The sequence below is a fragment of the Micromonospora fluostatini genome, from assembly GCF_050410825.1.
Taxonomy (GTDB): Bacteria; Actinomycetota; Actinomycetes; order Mycobacteriales; family Micromonosporaceae; genus Micromonospora; species Micromonospora rosaria.
In genome coordinates, this window is the sequence record NZ_CP191251.1 from 2,192,694 (window position 1) to 2,217,649 (window position 24,956).

Genomic DNA, 24,956 nt, shown 5'->3' on the forward strand with positions numbered 1-24,956 from the left:
CCCGGACCGGCCCGCCGGGTGAGCAGCCCGGCATCGACCCCTCCGGGGTGACCAGCCCGCCATCCGCACCCCAGCCGGGTGGGCGTGGTGGACATGTGACGGCAACGAAGAATTCTCATTTTCACCGGGTCGAGGTCCCAACCGCCCTAGTGTTGGGCACACCGGTGTTCGTCACGGAGTTGGCCACCCGAACGACGTCCCACGCAGTCAGCGGACGAAAAGTGAGGGAAGACGCGTATGAAGGCGAAGACACTGACCGTATCGGCGGCGCTCGGCGTGGGGCTCGGCACGCTGCTGTTCCCGGCCGCCGCGCTCGCGGTCACCACCGTGTCACCGGCGACCACCCCCGTCGGCGGGACGGTGGTCCTGACCACCTCGTGCAACCCGAACAGCGGTGACGCGATCTTCCGCGTCACCGGCCCGGACCGGGACCAGAACGTCCGCTCCACCACCGCCGCGGCCGGCGGCGGGTTGAGCGCCGAACTCTTCACCGCCGGGTTCACCCTGGGCACGTACACGGTCGCCGCCACCTGCGGCGACGGCACCGACGCCGGGAGCGCGACGTTCACCGTCACCCCGATCGGGGGCGCACCGGCCGGTGACGGCGGCACCGGCGGCTCCCCGCAGTTGGTCGCCGTGGGCGGCGCGCTGGTCGCCGCCACGGCCGGCGGCACCGTGTTCCTGCTGCGCCGTCGCCGGCAGCGGGCCGTGCCGGCCTGACCACCGACGAGTCTCCATCCCATCCTGAGACGGGTGCCCGTGCCGGTTCGCCGGGCGGGCACCCGTCGACGTGCCCGGAGGTGACCGGTGCCGCCCTCTCCCGCACCCCCCTCGTGCGCGCCACCGTCCGGCGGCCACCCGGGCCGGTCCCGGCCGGTCGGGTGGGCGGCCCTGCTGCTCGTGCTGGCCGGCGCGCTCGGCGCGGTGCTGCTCGCCGCCGGGCTGGCCGCGCCCGCGCCCCGGCCGCCCGGCCCGGCGGGCCCGGCCGCCGCCGCCCACGACCGGCCGGGGCCGAGCCTGCCCGCGCTGCCCCGCTCCGCCCCGGTCCGGGTCACCATCCCGGCCATCGGGGTCCGCGCCGAGGTGGTCCCGGTCGCCGCCGACCCCGCCGGGCAGTTGGAGGTACCGCCGCTGGACCGGCCGACGGTGGCCGGCTGGTACCGGTTGGGCGTGAGTCCGGGCGAGCCGGGCAACGCCGTGCTGGTCGGTCACGTCGACTCCCGCGAGAGCGGGCCGGCGGTCTTCTTCCGGCTCGGCCGGCTGCGCCCCGGTGACGCGGTCGAGGTGGCCCGCGCGGACGGCCGGGCGGTCCGCTTCGTCGTCGACGGTGTGGCGTCGTACCCGAAGGACCGGTTCCCCAGCGCGTTGGTCTACGGCCCCGGCGACACCGCCCGGCTGCGGCTGCTCACCTGCGGCGGACGGTTCGACCCGGCCCGGCGCGACTACCTGGACAACACCGTCGTCTTCGCCACCCGGGTCGGCTGATGCGCCCCGGCCGCCGTCGGGGCACCGGGGTGGGTCAGCGGGTCCGCCGCAGGAAGGCGCGCACGTGTTCGCGGGCCCGGTCGGTGAGCTGCGGCCCGTGGGTGAACGCGGCCACGTCGTAGTCCAACTCGCCGAGGACGTGCGCGGTCCGGCGGGTCATCCGGAAGTCGGCGCAGAACAGGGCCGGCGGCCAGCGCGTGCCGAGCACGTTGAACAGGGCGTCGCCGGTGATCAGCACCCGGGTCGGCTCGTGCAGCAGGGAGACGTGCCCCGGCGAGTGCCCGGGGGTGTGCACCACCCGCAGGCCACCCGCGACCGGCAGCAGGTCCCCGTCGGCCAGCGGCTGGCCGACCTCGACGGCCGGGAACCGGGTGCCGGTGAGCCGGACGAGGAACCGCCCGACCGTGCGCCCGTCGCCCTGCTCCGGGGCCCGGCCGGCCGCCACGTACGGCGCGTCGGCGGCGTGCGCGGCCACCGGCGCCCCGGTACGGCGGGCCAGGTCGGCCGCGCCACCGGCGTGGTCGGGGTGGGCGTGGGTGAGCACGATGCGGGTGACGTCGGCCGGGGTACGGCCGATCGCGGCGAGCCCCCGCACGATCCGTGCCGGTGCCCGCCGCAGCCCGCAGTCGACGAGGGTGACGCTGCCGTCGTCGTCGAGCAGGGCGTACGAGTTGACGAACGACGCGCCGACGGTGGGGATGCGCCAGATCCCCGGCGCGACGGGGACCGCTGGTGACCGCGACATGACGGTGAGGGTAGGCGTACCCGGGGACCGGGGGCGCGGCCGGGACGGCGAGAATGGCCGGATGGCGAAACGTGGGGTCCGCCGGGCGGCGGTCGACGAGGGGGACCGGGCCTGTCCGTGCGGCTCCGGCACGACGTACGGGCGGTGCTGCCGGCCGCTGCACCGGGGCACGACCGACGCGGCCACCGCCGAGCAGGTGATGCGGTCGCGGTTCAGCGCCTTCGCCGTCGGCGACCTCGACCACCTGCTGCGTAGCTGGCACTCCTCGACCCGCCCGGCCGGGTTGCGGCTCGACCCCGGTCAACGGTGGGTCCGGCTGGAGGTCCTGGACACCGCGCGGGGCGGCCTGCTGGACAGCGCCGGCACGGTCGAGTTCCGGGCCCACTACCGCGCGGCGGGGCAGCCCGGCACGCTGCACGAGCGCAGCCGGTTCGTCCGGGAGGACGGCCGCTGGGTCTACCTCGACGCGCTGCCCGACTGACCGACCCCCACCATCCCCGACCAGCCGATCCCGCGCCGCCGACCGGCCCTGGTCGGCCAGCCGATCACGCCAGTCGACCGTGACACCTGTCATGGGTGGTCGTGCGGCACGCACTTCCGCGTCATGACTTACCGCACTGGAGCCGCCGCGTCCCGTTGACGAGACTCTTCCTTGCCGGAACCACAGTGGACCGGGCAGCGAAGAGGCAGGTGTGGTGGTGGACGAGCGTTACGACAGCTACTGCGCGGCGGATCGGCTGTTCTACGACTCGCTCGGCAGCGTGACAGCGCAGCCGGGGTTCGCCGCGGCCGGGCGCGCGCTGCCCGACGGCTGGCAGCGGGAGTCGACCGGTGACTGGCTCCTGCACGCCCCGGCGGACGGCACGCTGCCCCAGCAGGGCTGGAAGATCCACGTCTCGGCCGGGCTGGCGAACGCCGAGCGGGTGCTCACCCGGGTCTGGGACTACTGCGTCCCGCGCGGCCTGCCCTTCAAGGTCCTGCGGGGGCCACGCACCCTGCTGATGCGCAACTCCAAGTACGCCGCCCGGGGGGCGAGCGGCAAGTTCGTCACGGTGTACCCGCGCGACGAGGCGGAACTGGAACTGGTCTGCAAGGAACTCGACGAACTGCTCGCCGGGGAGCCCGGCCCGTACATCCTCAGCGACCTGCGCTACCACGAAGGCCCGGTGTACGTGCGCTACGGCGGCTTCGCCGCCCGGTACTGCGTCTCCGAGCAGGGCCAGGTGGTGCCGGCCATCGCCGACGACACCGGCACGCTGGTCCCGGACCGGCGCGACCCGGTCTTCCACGTCCCGGACTGGGTCACCCTGCCGGACTTCCTCGCCCCGCACCTGGCCGCCCGTAACGCGGCCCGTACCGACGAACTGCCGTACCGGATCGAGCGGGTCATCCACTTCTCCAACGGTGGCGGCCTCTACGTGGGCCGGGACGTGCGCACCGACACGACGGTGGTGCTCAAGGAGGCCCGGCCGCACGCCGGCCTGGACGCCGACGGCGTCGACGCGGTGGCCCGGCTGCGCCGGGAGGCGGAGAGCCTGCGCCGGCTGGCGGACCTGCCCCAGGCGCCCCGGGTGCACGACGAGTTCACCTTCGGCGACCACCACTTCCTGGCCCTGGAGTTCATCGAGGGCCGGGCGCTGAACAAGGAGGTCGTCGACCGGTACCCGCTGATCGACGCGGACGCCACCGAGGCGGACCGGGCCGCGTACGCCCGCTGGGCCCGGCACGTGCACGAGCAGGTCGAGGAGGTGATCGAGGCGATCCACGCCCGGGGCCTGGTCTACGGCGACCTGCACCTGTTCAACGTGATGGTCCGCCCGGACGACACCGTCGCCCTGGTCGACTTCGAGGTGGCCGCCCCGGTCGACGGCCACCGCCGGCCCGCCCTGCGCAACCAGGGCTTCGCCGCGCCCCGGGACCGGACCGGGCCGGGCGTCGACCGGTACGCCCTGGCCTGCCTGCGCCTGGCGCTGTTCCTGCCGCTGACCCAACTGGTCCGGCTCGACCCCGCCAAGGCCGCGCACCTGGCCGACGTGGTCGCCGGGGCCTTCCCGGTGCCCCGCGCGTGGCTCACCCCGGCGGTCGAGGAGATCACCGGCCGACCCACCCCGGACCCGGGTACCGGAGCCGACCGCGACGCCGGCACCGCCCGGAAGACCCGGTCCGGCCACCGCGTCGGGGCCGACCAGGGGCGGGAGGCGGCCCGGCCCGGGGTGACCGAGGCGGACTTCACGCCCGGCCGGTGGCCGGTGCTGCGGGACCGGCTGGCCGCCGCGATCCTGGCCAGCGCCACCCCGGGCCGTGACGACCGGCTCTTCCCCGGTGACATCGAACAGTTCCGCAGCGGCGGGCTCAACCTCGCCCACGGGGCCGCCGGGGTGCTGCACGCCCTCGCGCTCAGTGGCGCGGGCCGGTGGCCGGAGCACGAGCAGTGGCTGGTCCGGCGGGCGACGTCGCCGGCATCGGGCACCCGGTGCGGGTTCTACGACGGGCTGCACGGCGTCGCGTACGCCCTGGACGGGCTGGACCGCCGGCAGGACGCCCTGGACGTGGTCGACGTCTGCCTGCGCCAACCGTGGCAGGACCTCGACCACAGCCTGCTCGGCGGGCTGGCCGGAATCGGGCTGAACCTGCTGCACCTGGCCGAGCGCACCGGTGAGCCGGAGTTGCGCCGGGCAGCCGGGCAGCTCGCCGAACGGGTCGTCGAGCAGGTCGCCGACGACCCGGGCGGGGAGATCAGCGGTGGCCGGCACCCGTACGCCGGGTTGCTGCGCGGCCGGACCGGCCCGGCGCTGTTCCTGCTGCGCCTGTACGAGAGCACCGGGGACCCGGCGCTGCTGACGGCGGCCGAGGCGGCGCTGCGGCAGGACCTGCGCCGCTGCGTGCTGCGCCCGGACGGGGCCCTGGAGGTCAACGAGGGCTGGCGGACCATGCCGTACCTGGGCGACGGCAGTGTCGGGATCGGCCTGGTGCTGGAGCGGTACCTGCGGCACCGCGCCGACGAGCGGTTCGCCGAGGCGGTGCCGGCGATCCGGCGGGCGGCCCGGTCCCCGTTCTACGCCCAGACCGGGCTCTTCGCCGGCCGGGCCGGGATCATCGCCTACCTCGCCACCACGACCAACCCCGGCGACCGGACGGCCGCGCTGGACGCGCAGGTCCGCCGGCTGGCCTGGCACGCCCTGCCGTACGCCGACGGGATCGCCTTCCCCGGCGAGCAACTGCTGCGGCTCTCCATGGACCTGGCCACCGGGACGGCCGGGGTGTTGCTCGCGGTCACCGCCGCCCGGGGCGCGGACCCCGCCGACCCGGCCGCGACCGTGCCACCCGGCCTGCCCTTCCTCGCGCCCGCCCCCGGCCCGGCCGGGTCGGGCGCACCCGAACTCCCCCGCCTCGGCGGGGGCGACCAGCCCGACCGACGTCCCGGAAGGGGGTGACACGACATGGCGCTCCTCGACCTGCAGGGTCTGGAGATGGCTCCGGCCGACCGCACCGGCGGCGGCAGCCGGGCGAGCCTGCTGCTCTGCGGCGACAGCTCGCTCTCCGTCACGACCTGCGACTGACCCCACGCACCACACGGAACCCGCACCCCGGAAGGAGGTGACACGACATGGCGCTCCTCGACCTCCAGGGCCTCGAGATGGCCCCCGCCGACCGCACGGGCGGCGGCAGCCGGGCGAGCCTGCTGCTCTGCGGCGACAGCTCGCTCTCCGTCACCACCTGCAACTGATCATCGCAGTGCGCCGCGCCCCGGGCGGGGAGACCCGCCCGGGGCGATCGCGTCCGGGAGGACACATGGACCAGACCGCCGGGGCGGACCGGCTGCTGCGCGAGACGGTACGCGGCGGGGGCGGCTGGACGGCCGGGCTGGCGCTGGTCGCCGTGACCGGCGCGGTCGCCGAACTGCTGCTGCCCGCCACGCTCGGGCTCGCCGTGGACGCCGCGCTCACCGCCGACGGCGGCGGGCCTTTCGGCGGTACCGTCGGCTGGTGGCCGCTGGCCGCCTGCGCCCTGGTCGTCGTCCTCGTCCTCACCGACACCCTCGGCGACCTGGCCACCGGGTACGGCGCCGCCCGCGCCACCGCCCGGGTCCGGGGCCGGCTGCTGCGGCACCTGTTCCGGCTCGACGTCCGGCAGGTCCGCCGGCACCCGGTGGGCGACCTGGTGGGACGGCTCGTCGGGCAGGCGGCCGACGCCGGACAGGCCGGCAACGCCGTGGTGCTGGCCGGCATCGCCCTGCTGCCCCCGGTGGGCAGCGTGGTGGCGTTGACCCTGCTGGAGCCGGTGCTGGGGCTGACCCTGCTGGCCGGGCTCGCCGTGGTCGCGGTGCTGATGCGCGCCTTCGTCGCCGACGCCTCCACCGCCGTCGGCGGGTACCAGCGCACCCTCGGCGCGATCGCCGGGCGGCTGCTGGAGAGCACCGCCGGGGCCCGGACCGTCGCCGCCGCGGCGACCACCGACCGGGAGGCCGAACGCGTCCTGGCACCCCTGTCCGACCTGGCCGGACACGGCCGGCTCACCTGGCGGCTGCTGGCCCGCGCCAGTGCCCGGACCGCCGCCGTCGCGCCGCTGCTGAACCTGGCCGTCGTCGCGGTCGGCGGGTGGGCCCTCGCCGCCGGCTGGCTGACCCCCGGCGAACTGGTCGCCGCCGTCCGGTACGCGGCCCTCGGCGCGGGGCTGGGCGCGGTCCTGGCCGGGCTGAACCGGCTCGTCCGGGCGCGGGCCGGTGCCGGCCGGGTCGCCGACCTGCTGGCCCAGCCGGTCGCCGGGGACGGGGACCGGCCCCTGCCGCCGGGTCGGGGGGCGCTGCGGCTGCGCGGGGTCGGCGTCCGGGCCGACGACGGGCGGGCCATCCTCGACGGGGTCGACCTGACCGTCCCGGCCGGCGCCACGGTCGCGGTGGTGGGCGCGTCGGGGGCCGGCAAGTCCACCCTCGCGGCGGTCGCCGGGCGGCTGCACGACCCGGACGCCGGCGAGGTCCTGCTCGACGGGGTGCCCCTGCCCGAGCTGGCGCATCCCGCCCTGCGCGCGGCCGTCGGGTACGCCTTCGACCGGCCGGTGCTGGTGGGCGCGACCGTGCACGAGGCGATCGGGCTGGCGCTGCCCGCGTCGGCGGCGGCCCCACCCGCCGGTGACCTGCCGGCCAGCGCCCCGGTGCTGCGGGCGGCCCGGGACGCGGCGGTCGACGACTGCGTTGCCCGGCTCCCCGAGGGCTTCCGCACCCCGACCGGCGACGCCCCGCTCTCCGGGGGCGAGGCGCAGCGGTTGGGGCTGGCGCGGGCGCTGGCCGCGCAGCGGCTGCTCGTCCTCGACGACGCCACGTCCAGCCTGGACACCGCCACCGAGCAGCGGGTCGCCCGCGCGGTGGCGGGCCGGGCCGGTGAGCGTACCCGACTGATCGTCACCCACCGGGTGGCCACGGCGGCGGCGGCGGACCTGGTGGCCTGGCTGGACCGGGGCCGGCTGCGCGCGGTGGGCCCGCACCACCGGCTCTGGGCCGACCCCGCGTACCGGGCGGTGTTCACCGCGCCGACGGCCGGCGCCCCCACCACCGCCGGCCCGGCGGCGGGCATCCCCGCTGCCGGCCCGGAGAGCGACGTCCCTGCCGCCGCCCCGGCCTCCCGGTCGGCGGCGGGTCGGAGGGCGGGATGAGCGGCACGGACCCGGCGACGGCCGGGGTGGGCCGGGTGACCTGGTGGGCGCTGCGGGCCCGCCGGGCCGCGCTGGCCCGGCTCGCCGGCTGGTCGGTGCTCGAGTCGGTGCCGGCGCTGCTCACCGGGTACCTGCTGGCCCGCGCGGTGGACCGGGGGTTCCTCGCCGGCCGGCCCGGCACCGGCCTGGCCTGGCTCGGCGTGCTCGCGGTGGCGGTGCTCATCGGGGCGGCGGCCACCGGCCGGGTGTACCGCAACCTCGGCGCGGTGGTGGAGCCGTTCCGTGACGACATGGTCGCCCGGGTGGTCCGGGCGAGCCTGCGGGACGCGACGCGGGCCGCCGCCGCGCCGGACAGCGCGGCGGTGTCCCGGCTGACCCACCAGGTGGAGGTGGTCCGGGACACCTTCGGCGGGCTGCTCATGGTGGTACGGGGCTTCCTGTTCGCCGGGGGCGCGGCCCTGCTGGGCCTGCTCACCCTGGCCCCCGTGGTGGCGGCCCTGGTCGCCGGGCCGCTGGTCGCCGGGTTGACGCTGTTCGCGCTGGCGTTGCCGGCCATGGCCCGCCACCAGCGCCGGTACGTGCGCGCCGGGGAGGAGCTGGGCCGCTCGGCGGCGACCGCGCTGGCCGGGCACCGGGACGTGCTGGCCTGCGGGGCCCGCGACCGGGTGGTCGCCGACGTGACGCACGACGTGCACGTCCAGGCCGACGCCGAGCGGACCGTCGCCCGGATGACCGCGCTGCGCGGGGTCAGCCTCGGGGTCGGCGGCTGGCTGCCGCTGGCGGTGCTGGTGCTGGCCGCCCCGGGGCTGGTCCGGCGCGGGCTGACCGCCGGGGAGGTGCTCGGGGCGCTGGTCTACGTCGGCACCGGCCTGCAACCGGCGCTGCACGCCCTGGTGCAGGGCGTCGGCGGCGGTGGGCTGCGCTACGTGGTGACCCTGGACCGGATCCTGCGGACCAGCGCCCCGACCGCCGGTCAGCCGGCCGACCGTCCCGCCCCGACCACCGACCGCTCCCCCGCCCGGCCGGTCGGTCCGGTGGCCGCCCGGCTGTGCCGGGTGACGTTCCGGCACGGGCCCCGGGCACGGGCCGTGCTGGCGGACTTCTCGCTCACCCTGCCCGTCGGGGACCACCTGGTCGTGGTCGGCCCGAGCGGGGTCGGCAAGTCCACCCTGGCCGCCCTGCTGGCCGGGCTGGTCACCCCGCAGGCGGGGACCGTCGAGCTGGCCGGTACGCCGGTGCCCGGCACCTCGCCCGCCGCGCTGGCCGGGTTGCGGGTGCTGGTGCCGCAGGAGGCGTACGTCTTCACCGGCACGCTCGCCGACAACCTGCGGTACCTGCGACCGGACGCGCCCGAGTCGGCGCTGCGGGCGGCGGTGGCGGCGGTCGGCGCGGAAGGCCTGGTCGACCGGCTCGGCGGGCTGGCCGCCCCGGTCGAGCCGGCCCGGCTCTCCGCCGGGGAACGGCAGGTCGTCGCCGCCGCCCGGGCCTGGCTGGCCCCCGCGCCGCTGGTGATCCTGGACGAGGCCACCTGCCACCTGGACCCGGCCGCCGAGGCGACGGTGGAGGCGGCGTTCGCCGCCCGGCCCGGCACGCTGGTGGTGGTGGCGCACCGGATCAGCTCCGCCCTGCGGGCCCGCCGGGTGCTGGTGCTCGACGGGGAGCGACCGGCGCTCGGCGGGCACGCGGAGCTGCTGGACCGGTCGGCGACCTACCGGGACCTGGTCGGCTGCTGGGACCCGGCGGCGGGGCCGGTCAACGGGACGGCCCCGGCGGGGGCGGCCACCGTGACCCGGTAGGTGTGCCCGGCCCGCGCGTCGACGGTGAACCGGTCCCCCGCCCGCTCGACCGGCACGGCACCGGACCCGGCCGGCGTGGTGGGATCGCCACCGGACCCGGCCGGCGTGGTGGGATCGCCACCGGCCGTCGTGGGGCCGGTGGTCACATCCGTCACGGTGAGCGCGCCGAGCCGCTCCGCGCGGACGGTCAGCGGCCCGGAGCGTCCGGTGTGCAGCGTGATCACGGTCGGACGGCCCCCGGCCCAGACGAGGTCGACGGTCACGTCGCCCCGGCCCCGCAGCCCGGTCACCGAGCCGTCCGGCCAGCAGGCCGGCAGGGCGGGCAGGACGTGCAGCACGCCGTGGTGGCTCTGCACCAGCATCTCGGCGATCCCGGCCGTGGTGCCGAAGTTGCCGTCGATCTGGAACGGCGGGTGGGTGTCCCAGAGGTTGTCGAGGGTGCTGGTGGCCAACAGCTCGCTGAGCATCAGGTGGGCGTGGTCGCCGTCGCGCAGCCGGGCCCAGAAACTGATCTTCCAGGCCTTGCTCCAGCCGGTGCCGCCGTCCCCGCGCGCCCGCAGGGACGTCCGCGCCGCCCGGACCAGGTCCGGATGCCGGTCGGGGTCGAGCTGGTCGGCCGGGTGCAGGGCGTACAGGTGGGAGACGTGGCGGTGGGTGTCGGCGGGGTCGTCCGCGTCGTGCTTCCACTCCTGCAACTGCCCCCAGGAGCCGACGCGCAGGCCGGGGTCGAGCCGCCCCAGGGCGGCGTCCACCTCCGCGGGGAACCCGGAGTCGTCGCCGACCAGCCGGGCCGCCTCCCGGGCGCTGGTGAACAGGTCCCGGACGATCTGCTGGGACATCGCCGCCCCGGCGGTGAACGGCCCGTGCTCCGGCGAGTAGCTGGGACTGACCACCAGGGCGCCGTCGCGCGGGTCGGTGACCAGGACGTCGAGCCAGAACCGCGCCAGTGACCGGAGCATCGGGTACGCGCGCTCGCGCAGGAACGTCTCGTCGCGGCCGAACAGGTAGTGCTCCCAGTAGTGCCGGGCCAGCCACGCGCCGGCCTCCGGGAACCAGAACGCGGTCGCCCAGTCGTGCACGCCGGTGAAGCCGTACGGGGTGGTCTCGTCGTGCACCACCCAGCCCCGGGCCCCGAAGAACCGGCGGGCGCTCACCTCGCCCGGTGCGACGAGGGCGTCCACGAAGTCGAAGAGCGGGCCGGTGGTCTCGCCGAGGTTGGTCACCTCCGCCGGCCAGTAGTTCATCTGGAGGTTGATGTTGACGTGGTAGTCCGCCGACCAGGGCGGGTCGGCCACGTGGTTCCACACCCCCTGGAGGTTCGCCGGCAGCGAGCCGGGGCGGGACGAGGCGATCAGCAGGTAGCGGCCGTACTGGAAGGCGAGCGCCTCCAGGGCCCGCCGCTGGCCCGGCCCGGCCACCCCGGCACGGTAGCGGCGCAGCAGCTCGTCGGTGGGGACGCCGGGCGGTTCCTGGCCGATGTCCAGCCGGACCCGGCCGGCGAGCCGACGGTGGTCGGCCAGGTGCCGCGCCCGCAGGTCGGCGTGGCCCCGCCGGACGGCCCGGTCGAGACGGGCGGTCACCTCCGGATGCGGGTCGGCGCCCCGGTACGTGGGATGCTGCGGGGCGTAGTCGGTGGCGGCGGCGAGGACCAGCACCAGCGCGTCCGCCCCGACGACCGACACCGACCCGTCCGGGTGGTCGGTGCGGCTGCCGCCGACCGTCAGCACCTGGAGCTGCGACTCGTAGCGCAGCCCGTTGTCGGTGAGCCGGCCGGCGCAGGTGATCCGCCCGTCGCGGGCCACGCAGCTCCCGGCGCGGTTGTCCGGGGTGAGCAGCCGGACCGTGCCGCCGACCCGCCCGGGTACGTCCGCGTCGAGGCGGGCCACGAGCACCTGGTCCGGGTGGCTGACGAAGTACTCGCGGGTGTGCCGGACCCCCGCCGCCCGGTACGTCACCCCGGCGAGGGCGGTGCCGAGGTCCAGCCAGCGCCGGTAGTCCCCGGGCTCGACCTCGCCGCCGGTCTCGGCGTCGGCCCCGGCGGCAGCGTCCGCCCCGGCGGTGGCGGCGGGCAGCCCGGTCAGCAGCACCTCGCCGAAGCTCTGGTAGGCGCCGTACCCGGTGCGGGGCTGGCCGAGTTCGCCGGCCACCCACTCGGGGTCGGCCTGCCCGGTGGCGTCGATCCGCTCCCGGACCCGCTGAAGCGCGCCGGGCCGGGGCGTACGCCAGTTGCCGGCGTCGTAGCCGGTGGCGGAGCCGGGGCCGCCGGTCCACAGGGTCTTCTCGTTGTACTGGAGGCGTTCGGTGCCGACACCACCGAACACGCACGCGCCCAACGCGCCGTTGCCGATCGGCAGCGACCGGGTCTCCCAGTCGGTGGCCGGTTCGGCGTACCAGAGCGTCGAGCCGGGGTCGGTGACCGGGTCGCGGCCGGCCGGGTGGGGGGCGGGTACGGGGCTGCGGGTCATGGGCGTCCTCGGTCGGGTACGGCGGGTTTCCCGGGTGGAGGGTACGGGGCCGTCGATGTCTGCGGCCCGGCGACGGTGGCTCAGATCCAGCCCGCCTCCCGGGCGATCCGCACCGCCTCGACCCGGGTACGCGCCCCGCACTTGCGGGTGATCCGGGTCAGGTTGTTGCGGACCGTACCCGCGGAGAGGCCCAGCGCGGCGGCGATCTCACCGACCGGCGACCCGGCGGCGGTCAGGGTCAGGATCTCGGCCTCCCGCCCGGTCAGCGGGCTCGCCTCGGCCAGCGCGGCGACCACGAGGTCCGCGTCGACGACCGGTTCCCCCCGGGCCAGCCGGCGGACCCCGTCGACCACCGCCTGCGGCGCGACGTCCGTGCCGAGGATGCCGACGGCTCGGCCCTCGGCCAGCATGTCGCACAGGTCGCGGGCCCGGCGGCGGTCGGCGAGGACCAGCACCGGGCAGGCGGCGACCGCCGCGTGGACGTCCCCGTCGAGCAGGGCCAGGTCGACGACGGCGACGTCGGGGCGGTGTTCCCGCACCACGGGCCGGACCCGGTCGCCCCGGTCCAGTTCGGCGACCACCCGGATGTCGTGCTGGGCGTCGAGGACGAGGGCCAACGCGCCCCGGACCAGGGCGCCGTCGAGCGCGAGGAGGGTGCGGATCACGGCAGCCCTTTCCAAAGCGGTGCGGACGGCGTGGGTCCGCCGCCTCGATCAGGGAGTCGCCCGACTGTCGGTGACCATTGCATCACGACGGGCAGCGACCCGCTCGTCGAGCGGCGGGCGACGGCGACGCCCCCGCAGGGGCCGCCGGGCCTGCCGGGGCACGCCCGTTCCCGGTGATCAGAGCCAGCCGTCGCGCTGCGCCCGGCGGATCGCCTCCAGCCGGTTCCGGGTCCCCGTCTTGTGCAGGATCGCGGAGAGGTGGTTGCGGACCGTGCCGTGCGCCAGAAACAGGCGTTTCGCGGTCTCCTTCAACGGCAGCCCCTCCGCGACGGTCCGCAGCACCTCCAACTCGCGGCGGGTGAGCGGGCACGACGGGGGCCGCAGGGCCGCCACCGCGGCCGCCGGGTCGATCACGCGCTCCCCGGCGGCCAGCGACCGGACCATCCGCACCAGGTCGTCCACCGGGCCGTCCTTGGAGAGGAAGCCGCGTACCCCGGCCGCCGCGGCGGCCCGCAGCACGTCGGGACGCCAGCGCCCGCACATGGCGAGCACCACCGCCCCGGGCACGGTGCGGTCGACGTCGGCGATCGCGTCGACGCTCTCCTCCAGGGCGTCCGTCGACAGGTCGACCACCACCACGTGGGGTCGTTCCCGCTGGGCCATCGCGGGCAGCTCGGTCACGTCGGGACCCGCCGCGACCACCTCGATGTCCGGCTGACCGGCGAGCGCGGCGCAGAGCGCCCCGCGCAGCAGGCCCATCTTCTCCACCACGACGACGCGGATGGCCACGTACCCTCCCGATCTGCGGCAGCCGGGCGGCGGCCGGGCGGAAACGGCGCGGGCCGGGAATGTCGCCGCCGGTCAGAGCCCGCACATCGTAGCCACGTAACACTCGCGTAGCACAGAGTAAACAACCCGACAGTGCGGCCGACGGCAGGCGAGCGCCGGTCACCCCCCTGCCCGGCCGCCGGGGACCGGTCCGCCGGGCCCGGCGGCGGGCACCGGGGACGGTCGAGGGGTATGCTCGGGGCCGGCGTCATCCCACGCCCCACCTCCGTTCCGGTGCTCACGGCACCGGCCGCGCGGAGGCAGAGGGGGCCTGTGCCCTCGTCTCGTGGTCCGCTCCACCGCCGTCGGTGCCGGCAAGGCCCGGGTGTCGGTGGTCCACGAGCGGGTGACCGACGCCGGGGAGGCGGCCCGGCTCAAGGCGTCCTGGCGGGAGCGGCTCGCCGCGCTGACGGACCCGCTGGAGTCGGCCCCGCGCTGACCACCTGCGACGGCGGACGCCACGCCGGACCGGAACCCGGCCGGGCGTCCCGCGCCGGCGACCGGCGGCACCCCGGGCGGGGTGGACGCCGGCCGCGCCGCGACGGACGATCCAGGACGGGGCTCGGGCGTGGGCGGGGCTAGCGCTCCTGGGTGGGGACCCGCGCGACGAAGGACCGCCAGGCGGTCGGCGCGAAGGTCAGGACCGCGCCGGCCCGGTCCTTGGTGTCCCGGACCAGGACGGTGCCGGGCAGGTTGCCGGCGACCTCCACGCAGTCACCGCCGTTGTTGCCGCTCCGGGTGCTCTTGTGCCACCGTGCGCCGGTCAGGTCCATGACTGTTCCGCTTCCCTGAGCAGCTCAAGGGAGCGCCCCCGAGGCAGGGCCTCGCCCCGGATCAGCTCCCACCGTCGCTCCAATGTAGCAATCTCGGCGGCCTTGTCGATGATCTGCGCCTGCGCCTGACTGTCCACATGGGCCACCCGCCCGCCGTCGGGCAACTCGGCGATGATGAACGCCCCGCCGAGGCCCGGGTACATCCCGACGTCGGAGGGGACCACGTGGACCTGCACCAGGGGAAGCTGCGCGCAGCGCACCAGGTGGGCGCACTGCTCCCGCATCAGCGCCCGGTCGCCGTAGACGGGCCGCCCGCCCGGGTACGCGGGCAGGGGTGAGCGACATGGGGCCTTCCCGCAGGGACGAAACGGACACCGGAGGGACGGTGTCCGTGGCGGCCCGCGGGGCCGGCCATCAGGGCGGGATCAACATCGCCAGGTCATGCCGGCGATGATACGCGGCGCGCACCATCGCCGGCACGACCTGCGCGGGGCCGCCGCCAGCGGCGGCACCCCGCGCAGACTACTGTCCGGCCTCGTCGGAGCGGCGGGTCGAGGCGGCGTCGGAGCCGCCCTGCCGGGGGATGAACCGGGTCGCGTCGACGTCGTCGGAGCGGGGCAGCACCCCGGTCGCCTCCGGGTCGTCGCGGCGGATGACCCCGGTGGCCTCGGGATCGTCGCGCGGGATCACGCCGGTCGCCTCGGGGTCGTCGCGGCGGATGACCGTCGTCGCCTCCGGGTCGTCCCGGGCGATGACGGTGGTCGCCTCGGCATCGGCGGTCCGCACCACGCCGGTGGCCTCCGGGTCGTCCCGGGGGATCACCGTCGTCACCTCCGGGTCCCCGCCGCCCGGGAACGCCGCGCCGGGGTAGCCGCCCGGCACCGTGCCGGCCTGGGCGGTCCGGGCGGCCTCGGCCTCACGAGCCGCCTCCGCCTCCCGCGCGGCGCGCGCCGCCTCGGCCTCGGCCGCCCGCGCCGCCTCGGCTTCACGAGCCGCCCGCGCCGCCTCGGCCTCACGAGCCGCCCGCGCCGCTTCGGCGTCCCGGGCGGCCTGCGCCGCTTCCGCCTCCCGCCGCTCCTGGTAGGCGCGGGCGTGCGAGACGATGGTGCGGGACTCCTGCTCGGCCCGGCTGAGCCAGCTCTCCCAGCGGTACTGCATCGGGCGGACCAGACCGCCGCCGACGCCCACGACGAGGATGCCGCCGACGGTGGCGAGCACCGCGATCAGCACCGGCGTGGTGACCGTGGTGGCGATGCCGACCTGGTTGAGCGCCGCGATGATGCCCAGGCCGAGGATGAACCAGGAGGCGACCCGGGCCAGCACCCGCCCGTAGGACAGACCGTCGAGCGCGCTGCTGATGATGTCCTTGACCGCGGTGGCGATGGCCGCCGCGACCACGATGATGACGATGGCCACGAAGGCCCGGGGCAGCCACGCGATGACGGCGGCGATCAGGTCGGAGATGGGGTTGGGACCCCAGATGCCGAAGGCGAGGTACAGGGTGAGCAGCAGCACCCCGTAGTACGCCAGTTTCGCGACGAGGTCGCTGGCGTCGTACCGGGACCGGGCGAGGGCCTTGCGGATGCCGCCCCGGTCGACGGCACGGTCGAAGCCGACCCGGTGCAGCAGCTTCTGGACGACCTTCAGGACGGCCTTGGCGACCAGCCACCCGGCGATCAGGATCGCCACGAAGGCGAGCGCCTTCGGCAGGAACAACAGTACGGCGTGGAGCGCGTCGCCCACAGCCTCTCCGACGGACATGAAGCGGGCCCCTCCAACATGGTCAGGCGGACGATAGGGCGTTCATCTTCCCCGACGAGCGGACGGACAAACCCGGCGGGTCGCCCACCGTCGCGGGTGGACCCGTCGGCCGGACCCCGGTTCCGCGTCCCGCTCCGTGGCGCGTTCACCCCCGTCGATCCGCCAAACGTGGTCCAGCTCTTGACTTGCCTCCACCCGACGACTATCTGTTGCACAACAAGTGACCCTCTGTGGTGGAACGAAATCAGGGAGTGCGGGGATGGCTCAGGACGTCGGGTCCACGGTGCCGCGCCGTCAGCTCGGCCGACTGCTGCGCCAGGCGCGTACCGAGGCCGGGGTCACCCTGGAGACCGCCGCCGAGGCCCTGGAGTACAGCCGGCAGAAGATCTGGCGCATCGAGTGCGGCACGGGGACGGTCCGCGTCCTCGACGTCCGGGCGATGTGCGAGCTGTACCGGGTGCCGGCGGAGACGACCGAGGTGCTGCGGGCACTCGCCGTGCAGACCCGGGCCAAGGGCTGGTGGCAGGAGTACGGCGACGCGGTGCCGAGCTGGTACGAGCTGTACCTCGGCCTGGAGTCCGCCGCCGCCCACCTGCGTCGCTACGACGAGTCGCTGGTCCCCGACCTGCTCCAGACCCGGGAGTACGCGTCCGCCCTCCCCCAGGCCACCGGCCCGGACGTGCCGACCCGGGACCGCGCGGTCGACCTGCGGATGCAGCGGCAGCGCCTGCTGACCCGCCGGCACCCGAAGCCGCCCCGACTGACCGCCCTGGTCTCCGAGGCCGCGCTGCGCCGCCCGGTGGGTGGCCCCGAGGTGATGACCGACCAGCTCGACCGGCTGCTCGCGACGGCCGGGCTGGCGACCGTGTCGCTGCGGGTGGTGCCGCTGGCCGCCGGCCCGCATCCCGGCGCCACCGCCGGCACCTTCGTGATCATCGACTTCTCCGGCCCCCGTGGGGGCCAGGCGGCGCGGGAGCCGTCCGTGGTCTACAGCGAGTCCCTCACCGGAGCGCTCTACCTCGACAAGCCGGACGAACTGGCCGCCTACGAGAACGCCTGGCGGGCGGTGGCCGCTCTCGCCCTCGACGAGTCCGCCTCGACCGACCTGGTCAAGAGCATCATCGCCGAGGGCCAACCGGGCTGACCGACGGCGGCCCCGGCCACGGACCGCCCGCCCGACGCCCACTGCGGGACGGGCGACCGGCGACCCGTGGCCGGACCCTGGCGTCAGGTGTCGTAGCGGCAGGTTCCGCCGGTGTTGGCGGTGCAGTCGTTGAGCTGGAGGCTGTCCAGGTTCACCGCCTGGTTGCCGGTGGTCGCCTGCGGGGGCAGGACCACGGAGACCCGCACCGAGGCGGCGGTGGCGGGGGCGGTGGCGGTCAGCCGCCACTCCAGCCAGTTGCTGGTGAGGGTGAACCCGCCGCCGGTGCCGGGGGTGAGCGCGTTCCCCGCCGCGTCGTACCAGGCCAGGCGGAGCTGGGCGGTGACCGGGGTACCGCTGCGCAGCCGGGTGAAGAGCTTGTACGTCCGCCCGGCCGTCACCGTGGGCCGGCTGGCGAGGGAGATCGCCGAGGTGCTGTGCGGCCCGGTATAGGCGTTGAGCTGCACCGAGCGCCGACCGTCGAAGTAGGTGCAGGAGACCGCGCTGACCCCGCAGGCCGGGGTGACCTGGTGCCACCCCCCGTCGGCGGTGAAGGTCGAGGTGGAACCTCCCGGCGCCGTGGCCTCCACGGTGCGCTGCTCGGCGGTGAGCAGGTCGTTGTTCGCCCCGGTGTCACAGCAGACCGGGGTGGTGAGCACGGGGTGACGGGCGATGTTGCCGGTGTCCGTGGAGGGGTACGGGTCGAGGTGGAAGCTGGCGGTCAGCTCGCTCGGGTCGTAGTAGGTGCGGAAGCCGGGGTCCAGGTTCCAGTGGTCCTCCCAGTTGTACATGATCTCCGGGTAGTAGGGCTGGCCGGTCTCGTTCATCCAGGCGTGGCCCGCCCCCAGGACGTGGAACAGCTCGTGCCCGGCGACCCCGCTGTCCCAGCCCTCCACCACGGCCGAGCAGTGGGAGCCGGCGGAGTTGAAGCCGCCCCCGGCGGGGCAGAGGAAGGCGTCGGAGGCGGAGGGGAAGTCGGTGAAGACGAGGTAGACGCGGTTGCTGTCGTCGTACCCGGCGGCGATCAGGTCGGCCCGCACGGTCATGCTGCTCGCCCCGGTGGCGGTGCCGGCCTCGATCTTCTCCGGGACGACCAGGGCCTGGGTGTAGCCGGCGTAGGTGCTGGTGTCGTACCCGCTGCGGCAGCTCAGGTTGAGGTGCTGGTCGTAGTTGGTCGACTCGTCCAGGGACCAGTCGACGCGATCGACGATCTTGGCGATCAGCGCGGCCCGGGTGGCGTAGTTGTCGCCGTGGTGGTCGGTCCACGCGTAGATCACCTGCACCGCCGGGTCCGCCCCGGTCGGGTTGGTGGGATCGGCCACGGTGGACTGGCAGCCCCGTACCGGCACGGCGGGGTCGGCGGGTTGGGCGTACGGCAGGGTCGGTTCGGTCCCGGGCCCGTACGCATGTCCGGCGGTCGGGACGGCGAGGGCCAGGACGAGGCCCGCCAGGGCGGCCCCGGCGAGGCGTCTGATGTGCGGCACGTAGGTCTCCTCCAGCGATATGGGAGCGTTCCCATGCATCGGTGAGATCACATACGCTCCCCCTACCCGCTGTCAAGCGATCATTACGCGGAGCACCGCCAGCCCTCCGGCCCGTCGGCTGGAGAGCACCCCCGGGCAGCCCCCTCCACGCCATCCCGGCCGACGGACGCAGCTTGCCCACGGGAAGCGTTCCCGCTGCCCACAGGGGCCTCTTCGGCTACGCGCAGGTTTCCTGGAAGTTTCGAAAAACCCCTCCCGGCACCCTTGACACCCTCACCGCGACACTCCTATGGTCCCCTCAGTTGTACATGGTTGTCCATGAACAAGAGGGCCAGGATGAAGATTGCAGTCGTCGGCAGCTACGGCGCCGGGCTCACGATGCGGGTGCCCCGGGTGCCCGTCGCCGGGGAGACCCTCTCCGGCGGCCAGTTCGCCTCCGGGCACGGGGGCAAGGGCTCCAACCAGGCCGTGGCCGCGGCCCGCCTCGGCGCGGAGGTCAGCTTCCTGACCGCCGTGGGCGCGGACCAGTTCGGCGCGGCGGCCCGGGACCTCTGGGCCGCCGAGGGCGTGGACGCCACGGGGGTCCGCACCACCGAGGCGGCCACCATGGTCGGGGTCATCCTGGTCGAGTCCGACGGCGAGAACCGGATCGTCATCGCCCCCGGCGCCCTGGACACCCTGACCCCGGCCGACGTCGAGGGCTTCGCCGACCGGATCGCGGAGGCCGACCTGACCGTGGTCTGCCTGGAGATCCCGCTGCCGGTCGCGCTGGCGGCCCTGCGGGTCGCCCACGAACGCGGCGTACCCACCCTGCTCAACCCCGCCCCGGCGGTGCCCCTGCCGGACGAGGCGTGGCAGTGGATCGACGTGCTGACCCCCAACGCCAGCGAGGCCCGGGTGCTCGCCGGGCTCGACCCGGACGACCCCACCACCGGCGACGACCTGATCGACCTGCTGCGCACCCGGTACGCCGGGACGGTGGTGCTCACCCAGGGCGCCGAGGGCGCCCTGGTGGACGCCGCCGGGCGGCGCAGCCGGGTCGCCCCGGTCCCCGTACCCCGGGTGGTGGACACCACCGGCGCGGGGGACGCCTTCACCGGCGCGCTCGCCGTCGCCCTGGCCCGCGGCGACGACCTCACCGAGGCCGTCCGGTACGCCGCCGCGGCCGGCGCCCACGCCGTCGGCGTCGCCGAGGTCATTCCCGCCCTGCCCGGCCCGGACGACGTCGCGGCCCTGTTGAGGAAGTGAGAGAGATGGCCCAGATGACCGCTCAGGCCGCACCCCCGGCGGGGCAGGCGGCCAGCACCACCCCCCGTTCCCCCAACCCCCTCCAGCGGTTCCTGCACGCCCGGGAGGCCAGCACCTTCCTGGCGCTGGTCGTCCTGTTCCTGCTGGGCACCGCCCTCGCCCCGGGTTTCCTGGGCACCGACAACTTCCTCACCGTCGGCCAGCAGATCGCGCAGATCGGCATCATGGCCATCGGGGTCACCTTCGTCATCATCAACGCCGAGATCGACCTCTCCGTCGGCTCGATCTACGGCCTCGGGGCCGTCGTCTGTGGACTGTTGATGACCTCGGACGTGGCCTGGCCGCTCGCCGCGCTCGGCGGGATCGCCGCCGGGGCGGTGGCCGGGCTGATCAACGGCCTGGTGACGGTCGGCTTCGGCATCCCGTCGTTCATCGTCACCCTCGGCACGCTGAGCGTGTACCGGGGGGTGACCCTGCTGCTCAGCGGCGGCTCCCCGATCTCGCTGTCCGGCAGCGACCCCAACGTGGCCGAGTTCAACCTGCTCGGCCAGGGCAAGCTGTTCGGGCTGCTGCCGATGCAGCTCGTCATCTTCGCGCTGGTCGCCGTGCTCGGCACGATCGTGCTCTCCCGCTCCCGGTACGGCTTCAACACGTACGCGGTCGGCGGCAGCGCCGAGGCCGCCCGGCTGTGCGGCATCAACACCAACCGGGTCAAGGTCACCGCGTTCGCCCTCTCCGGCACCCTGGCCGGCCTGGCCGGCGTGCTCGGCCTCTCCTTCCTCTCCTACGTGCAGGGCGTGACCGGCACCGGGATGGAGCTCACCGCCATCTCCGCCGTGATCATCGGTGGCGCGGCCCTGTTCGGCGGCTCCGGCACCATGCTCGGCACCGTCATCGGCGTCGCCTTCATCGGCGTCCTGCAGAACATCCTCAACCTGCGCGGCATCTCCTCCTTCTGGCAGACGGTGGCGACCGGCGCGGTGATCATCCTCGCCGTGGCCGCCGACACCTGGCTACGCAGACGATCCGGACGGCGCTGACCTCCCCCGGCAACCCGTCCGCCACCACCCCGTCCCCCCACCGCAAGGAGCCCCTCGGATGAAGCTCTCCCTCCGGCGCCGGATCACCGTCGCCGCCACCCTGAGCCTGGCGCTGCTGGGCAGCGCCGCCTGCGGCGCGGTCACCCCGGCCAGCACCGCCACCGGCGGCGACGGCGGCTTCCAGCTCGCCGACTACATCGCCGACGCCGTCGAGAAGGGCGACCCGCTCAAGATCCGGCTCAGCTACCACGACCCGTCGCTGGCCTTCGCCGTGCCGATCCGGCAGGGCATGGAGCGCGGCGCGAAGGAACTCGGCGTCGAGGCCCAGATGATCGGGCCGACCGGCGGCAACGCCGCCGACCAGGTCGCCGAGCTGCAGACCCTGATCAACCAGAAGCAGATCCACGGCCTGGCCGTCTCCTCGGCCAGCAACGACGCGCTCAAGCCGGTGATCGCCCAGGCGTACGACGCGGGCATCCCGATCATCTCGTTCAACACCAACAACCCGGAGTCCCGGCAGATGGGCTTCGTCGGGCAGGACCTGGTCGCCTCCGGCCGGTCGCTGGCCGAGGAACTCATCAAGGTGCTGAACGGCAAGACCGGCAAGGTCGTCGTGGTCTCGGTCGACTCCGGCGCCGGCTGGTCCAACGACCGGTTCTCCGGCTTCCAGGAGGGCGTGAAGGACGCCGGCCTGCAGATCGTCGGCCCGGTGAACACGGGCAACGAGCCCAGCGCCGCGTACAACACGGTCGAGTCGACGATGGCGGCGCAGAAGGACGCGATCGCCCTGGTCTCCCTCGACTGCTGCAGCTTCACCGCCGGGGCCAAGTGGCTCCAGCAGTCCGGCAACGCCGGCAAGATCCACGCCGTCGGCTTCGACGTGCAGCCGCAGACCGTCGAGTACCTCAAGGGCGGCGTGGTCGACCTGAGCATCAGCCAGGGCCCGGCCGAGCAGGGCTACCAGGCGGTCAAGCTGCTGGCCGAGTACCTGAAGAACGGCACCGAGATCGCCGACGTGGACACCGGCGCGCTCGTGGTCACCCGCGACAACGTGGCCACCGTGCCGGTGGAGGGCTGAGCCGATGACCAGCCCGGCCACGATCGCCGCCCCGACGACGGCCGCCGCCGTCGAGGTGACGGGTCTGTCGAAGCACTTCGGAGCCGTCCGCGCCCTCCAGGACGTGACCCTGGACGTCCCGGCCGGCAGCCTGACCGCCGTGATGGGGGAGAACGGCGCCGGCAAGTCGACCCTCATGAAGATCCTGGCCGGGCTGGACTCCCCCACCACCGGGACGGTGCGGGTCGACGGGGAGCAGGTCCGCCGGTACGACCCGGCCACCCTGCTCAGCCGGCACCGGGTCGCCCTGGTGCCGCAGGAACTCGCCCTGGCCCAGGACCGGACGGTCGCCGAGAACATCATGCTCGGCGTGGAGCCCGGCTCGCGGCCCTTCCCGCACCGGCGCCGCATCGACGAGCGGGCGGTGGCACTGCTGGACCGCCTCGGCGTCCGGGTCGACCCCCGGCGTACGGTGCGGCACCTCGACGCCGCCACCCAGCAGCTCGTGGTGATCGCCCGGTCGCTGGCCCGACAGGCCCGGCTGGTCATCCTCGACGAGCCGACCTCGATCCTGTCCCCGGCCGAGTCGGAGCAGCTCTTCGGGGTGATCCGGTCGTTGCAGGCGGACGGGGTGACCATGCTCTACGTCTCGCACCGGATGCCCGAGGTGTTCGCCCTCTCCCAGCACATCCACGTGCTGCGCGACGGTCGGCACGTCGGCTCCTGGCCGACCGCCCAGGTCACCCCGGACCAGGTGGTCGCGGCGATGGTGGGCCGGGAACTCGCCGCCGAGTTCGCCCGGCACGACACCGCCCCGCCCGCCCCGGCGGCCACCCCACGGCTGCGGCTGAGCCGGGTCTGCGGCCGGGGCTTCAGCGACGTGGACCTCACGGTCGCCCCGGGTGAGGTGGTCGGCGTGGCCGGCCTGCCGGACAGCGGCCGGGTCGAACTGCTGCGCGGCGTCTTCGGCGCCGACCCGATCAGCGGTGGCGACCTGGCCCTGGACGGCACGGCGTTCACCGCCCGCTCCCCCCGCGACGCCATCGCCGCACGGGTGGCGTACCTGCCCGGGGAGCGCCGGCAGCAGGGGATCCTGCCGACGATGAGCGTCGCCGACAACGTCACCATCCTGACCCTGGGCCGCCGGCAGCGCTTCGGGCTGCTGCGGCGGCGGGCGCTGCGCCGCGACGCCGAGACCCGGGCCCGACAGTTGCGGGTGAAGACGTCGACCACGGCGCAGGGCATCACCCAGCTCTCCGGCGGCAACCAGCAGAAGGCGCTGCTGGCCCGGTGGCTGTCCATCGAGCCCCGGCTGATGCTGCTGGACGAGCCGACCCGGGGCGTCGACGTCGGCGCCAAGGCGGAGATCTACCGCCTGTTCCGCACCCTCGCCGACGAGGGGGTGGCGATCCTCGTCTCCTCGTCGGACCTGCCCGAACTGCTGACCGTCAGCGACCGGATCGCCGTCATGGCCGCCGGCCGCCTGGTCGGTGTCATCCCGGCGGCGGAGGCCACCGAGGAGAAGGTCATGGCCCTGGCCACCGGGGCACACACCATGAAGGAGAAGCCATGAAACGCAGGGGCGTGCTCAACGCCGAACTGTCCGGCGCGCTGGCCACCCTCGGCCACACCGACCTGCTGCTGGTGGTGGACGCCGGCTTCCCGATCCCGCGCGCCGCGCACCGGGTCGACCTGGCCATCGCCGAGGACCTGCCGAGGCTGACCACCGTGCTCGACCTCGTCGCCGACGAGATCATCGTCGAGGGCGTCGTGGTGGCCGAGGACGTCACCACCCACAACCAGCCCCTGGCCACCTGGCTGGGGCAGCGCTTCCCCGAGGCGCCCCTGACCACCCGCACGCACGCCGAGATGCTCGGCGACCTCGCCCACGAGGCCAAGGTGATCGTCCGGACCGGGGCCTTCAACCCGTGGGGCAACGTCGGCCTGGTCTGCGGCGTGGACGTGCCCCGCTGGTTCGACGAGCCCGGCGTCGTCGTCCCGGACTACTACCGCGACCGGATGTAGCCGTCGCCACCCGCACCACGACGCACCAGAATTCGGAGAGAAACGTGAGCCCTGCCATCCTGGCCGACACCGAGGTCACCCCTGCGGCGTTGGCGCCCTACATCCAGCACACCCTGATCGACGTCGGGGTGACCCGGGACCGGATCGTCGCCCACGCCGAGGAGGCCGTCCGGTACGGCTTCAACGCCGCGATGGTGCCCGGTTCCTGGGTACCCGAGGTCGCCGAGGTGCTGCGCGGCACCGGTGTCGAGGTCGCCTCGGCACTCGACTTCCCCACCGTCGGGGTGACCACCAGCGCCGGCAAGGCCGCCGAGGCGGAGAGCCTGGTCCGCGCGGGCGCCACCCAGATCGACATCGGCGTGCAGATCGGCTGGCTCAAGAGCGGCCGGTACGACGCCTTCCGCGACGACATCGCCGGCGTGGTCAAGGCGTCCGGCGTCCCGATCAAGGTCATGCTGGAGCTGCCGCTGCTCACGCCCGCCGAGCGGGAGACCGCCGTCGCACTGTCCATCGAGGCGGGTGCGGCGATCCTGAAGAACGCCAGCAGCGGGTCCGTCGAGGTGGCCAACCCGGAGAGCGTCGCGTACCTGGTGGCACGGGCGCCGGAGGGCGTCCGGGTCAAGGCGTCCGGCGCGATCAAGTCCTTCGACCAGGCCGTGTCGCTGCTGCGGGCCGGCGCGGTGCTGCTCGGCACCAGCGCCGGGATCGCCCTCGTCACCGACGACGCCGACGAGAACACCACCAGCTACTGACCCGTCCGACCCCCTCGACGACCCGCGCTGATCGACGGTGAC

The 24,956-nt window shown here is 75.2% G+C and carries 22 protein-coding genes and 2 pseudogenes; 16 read left to right on the forward strand and 8 right to left on the reverse strand.

Translation table 11 applies throughout. The features are described 5' to 3' along the window. The first annotated feature begins 237 nt into the window (after positions 1-237). Both ACQUFX_RS09405 and ACQUFX_RS09410 read left to right on the forward strand, forming a co-directional pair. Positions 238-720 carry a hypothetical protein gene (locus ACQUFX_RS09405; RefSeq protein WP_428965619.1) on the forward strand — a complete coding sequence of 161 codons (483 nt, stop codon included), beginning with the start codon at positions 238-240 and terminating at the stop codon, positions 718-720. 87 nt (positions 721-807) lie between these two features. Continuing rightward, a complete protein-coding gene (locus ACQUFX_RS09410) occupies positions 808-1,485 on the forward strand; it encodes a class F sortase (RefSeq protein WP_428965620.1) in 678 nt (225 codons plus the stop codon). A gap of 34 nt (positions 1,486-1,519) precedes the next feature. Here ACQUFX_RS09410 and ACQUFX_RS09415 read toward each other — a convergent pair whose 3' ends face one another. Then, entirely contained in the window at positions 1,520-2,230 is a 711-nt protein-coding gene (locus tag ACQUFX_RS09415) for an MBL fold metallo-hydrolase (RefSeq protein ID WP_428965621.1), read from the reverse strand. Positions 2,231-2,291: 61 nt separating this feature from the next. On the opposite strand from ACQUFX_RS09415, the gene ACQUFX_RS09420 reads away from it, so the two are divergent. From ACQUFX_RS09420 to ACQUFX_RS09445, 6 genes are all read left to right on the forward strand, one after another. Then, entirely contained in the window at positions 2,292-2,711 is a 420-nt protein-coding gene (locus ACQUFX_RS09420) for a YchJ family protein (RefSeq protein ID WP_067372213.1), read from the forward strand. Positions 2,712-2,928: 217 nt separating this feature from the next. Continuing rightward, positions 2,929-5,664 carry a class III lanthionine synthetase LanKC gene (gene lanKC / locus ACQUFX_RS09425; RefSeq protein WP_428965622.1) on the forward strand — a complete coding sequence of 912 codons (2,736 nt, stop codon included), beginning with the start codon at positions 2,929-2,931 and terminating at the stop codon, positions 5,662-5,664. Between the two features lie 6 nt (positions 5,665-5,670). Then, a complete protein-coding gene (locus ACQUFX_RS09430; RefSeq protein ID WP_396890562.1) occupies positions 5,671-5,790 on the forward strand; it encodes a SapB/AmfS family lanthipeptide in 120 nt (39 codons plus the stop codon). A gap of 47 nt (positions 5,791-5,837) precedes the next feature. Then, complete coding sequence (locus ACQUFX_RS09435; protein ID WP_013734295.1) at positions 5,838-5,957, forward strand: SapB/AmfS family lanthipeptide; 120 nt, start codon at positions 5,838-5,840, stop codon at positions 5,955-5,957. A gap of 65 nt (positions 5,958-6,022) precedes the next feature. Beyond that, positions 6,023-7,879, forward strand: coding sequence for an ABC transporter ATP-binding protein (locus ACQUFX_RS09440; RefSeq protein ID WP_428965623.1), 1,857 nt, complete (start codon positions 6,023-6,025; stop codon positions 7,877-7,879). After that, the gene (locus tag ACQUFX_RS09445; RefSeq protein ID WP_428965624.1) at positions 7,876-9,675 is read left to right on the forward strand and encodes an ATP-binding cassette domain-containing protein; all 1,800 of its coding nucleotides are present in this window, start codon (positions 7,876-7,878) and stop codon (positions 9,673-9,675) included. The genes ACQUFX_RS09440 and ACQUFX_RS09445 overlap by 4 nt, the downstream gene beginning before the upstream one ends. Here the strand turns inward: ACQUFX_RS09445 and ACQUFX_RS09450 are convergent. From ACQUFX_RS09450 to ACQUFX_RS09460, 3 genes are all read right to left on the reverse strand, one after another. Then, complete coding sequence (locus ACQUFX_RS09450) at positions 9,588-12,140, reverse strand: glycoside hydrolase family 95 protein (RefSeq protein WP_428965625.1); 2,553 nt, start codon at positions 12,138-12,140, stop codon at positions 9,588-9,590. The two genes, ACQUFX_RS09445 and ACQUFX_RS09450, sit on opposite strands and share 88 nt — an antisense overlap. An 80-nt stretch (positions 12,141-12,220) precedes the next feature. Beyond that, on the reverse strand, positions 12,221-12,805 hold the full coding sequence (locus tag ACQUFX_RS09455) for a response regulator transcription factor (RefSeq protein ID WP_428965626.1): 585 nt from the start codon (positions 12,803-12,805) through the stop codon (positions 12,221-12,223). Positions 12,806-12,982: 177 nt separating this feature from the next. Beyond that, entirely contained in the window at positions 12,983-13,594 is a 612-nt protein-coding gene (locus ACQUFX_RS09460) for a response regulator transcription factor (protein WP_428965628.1), read from the reverse strand. A 325-nt stretch (positions 13,595-13,919) separates the two neighbouring features. On the opposite strand from ACQUFX_RS09460, the gene ACQUFX_RS09465 reads away from it, so the two are divergent. Continuing rightward, positions 13,920-14,072 carry a hypothetical protein gene (locus tag ACQUFX_RS09465; protein WP_428965629.1) on the forward strand — a complete coding sequence of 51 codons (153 nt, stop codon included), beginning with the start codon at positions 13,920-13,922 and terminating at the stop codon, positions 14,070-14,072. Between the two features lie 139 nt (positions 14,073-14,211). Here the strand turns inward: ACQUFX_RS09465 and ACQUFX_RS09470 are convergent, their stop codons facing one another. From ACQUFX_RS09470 to ACQUFX_RS09480, 3 genes and pseudogenes are all read right to left on the reverse strand, one after another. Further along, positions 14,212-14,406, reverse strand: a complete 195-nt coding sequence (locus tag ACQUFX_RS09470) for a DUF397 domain-containing protein (RefSeq protein WP_428965630.1) — start codon at positions 14,404-14,406, stop codon at positions 14,212-14,214. Further along, positions 14,397-14,717 (reverse strand): annotated as a pseudogene (locus ACQUFX_RS09475) (Scr1 family TA system antitoxin-like transcriptional regulator); the annotation flags it as partial. The pseudogene ACQUFX_RS09475 and the gene ACQUFX_RS09470, both read right to left, overlap by 10 nt. 810 nt (positions 14,718-15,527) lie before the next feature. Continuing rightward, a pseudogene (locus ACQUFX_RS09480) lies at positions 15,528-16,167 on the reverse strand (mechanosensitive ion channel family protein); the annotation flags it as partial. A gap of 259 nt (positions 16,168-16,426) precedes the next feature. On the opposite strand from ACQUFX_RS09480, the gene ACQUFX_RS09485 reads away from it, so the two are divergent. Continuing rightward, the gene (locus ACQUFX_RS09485; protein ID WP_428965631.1) at positions 16,427-17,311 is read left to right on the forward strand and encodes a helix-turn-helix domain-containing protein; all 885 of its coding nucleotides are present in this window, start codon (positions 16,427-16,429) and stop codon (positions 17,309-17,311) included. Between the two features lie 83 nt (positions 17,312-17,394). Here ACQUFX_RS09485 and ACQUFX_RS09490 read toward each other — a convergent pair whose 3' ends face one another. Then, positions 17,395-18,792, reverse strand: coding sequence for a hypothetical protein (locus ACQUFX_RS09490; RefSeq protein WP_428965632.1), 1,398 nt, complete (start codon positions 18,790-18,792; stop codon positions 17,395-17,397). 336 nt (positions 18,793-19,128) lie between these two features. Between ACQUFX_RS09490 and ACQUFX_RS09495 the strand changes: the two genes are divergently transcribed. The 6 genes from ACQUFX_RS09495 to deoC are packed head-to-tail and all read left to right on the forward strand — an operon-like array spanning position 19,129 to position 24,914. Next, positions 19,129-20,040, forward strand: coding sequence for a ribokinase (locus ACQUFX_RS09495; protein WP_428965633.1), 912 nt, complete (start codon positions 19,129-19,131; stop codon positions 20,038-20,040). A 14-nt stretch (positions 20,041-20,054) separates the two neighbouring features. Continuing rightward, entirely contained in the window at positions 20,055-21,080 is a 1,026-nt protein-coding gene (locus ACQUFX_RS09500; RefSeq protein ID WP_428965634.1) for an ABC transporter permease, read from the forward strand. Between the two features lie 58 nt (positions 21,081-21,138). Beyond that, positions 21,139-22,158, forward strand: coding sequence for a substrate-binding domain-containing protein (locus ACQUFX_RS09505; protein WP_428965635.1), 1,020 nt, complete (start codon positions 21,139-21,141; stop codon positions 22,156-22,158). A gap of 4 nt (positions 22,159-22,162) precedes the next feature. Continuing rightward, positions 22,163-23,710, forward strand: coding sequence for a sugar ABC transporter ATP-binding protein (locus ACQUFX_RS09510; protein WP_428965636.1), 1,548 nt, complete (start codon positions 22,163-22,165; stop codon positions 23,708-23,710). Then, positions 23,707-24,162, forward strand: a complete 456-nt coding sequence (rbsD, locus tag ACQUFX_RS09515; RefSeq protein WP_428965637.1) for a D-ribose pyranase — start codon at positions 23,707-23,709, stop codon at positions 24,160-24,162. The genes ACQUFX_RS09510 and rbsD overlap by 4 nt, the downstream gene beginning before the upstream one ends. Positions 24,163-24,206: 44 nt before the next feature. Beyond that, on the forward strand, positions 24,207-24,914 hold the full coding sequence (gene deoC, locus ACQUFX_RS09520; protein WP_211271984.1) for a deoxyribose-phosphate aldolase: 708 nt from the start codon (positions 24,207-24,209) through the stop codon (positions 24,912-24,914). Positions 24,915-24,956 lie beyond the last annotated feature (42 nt).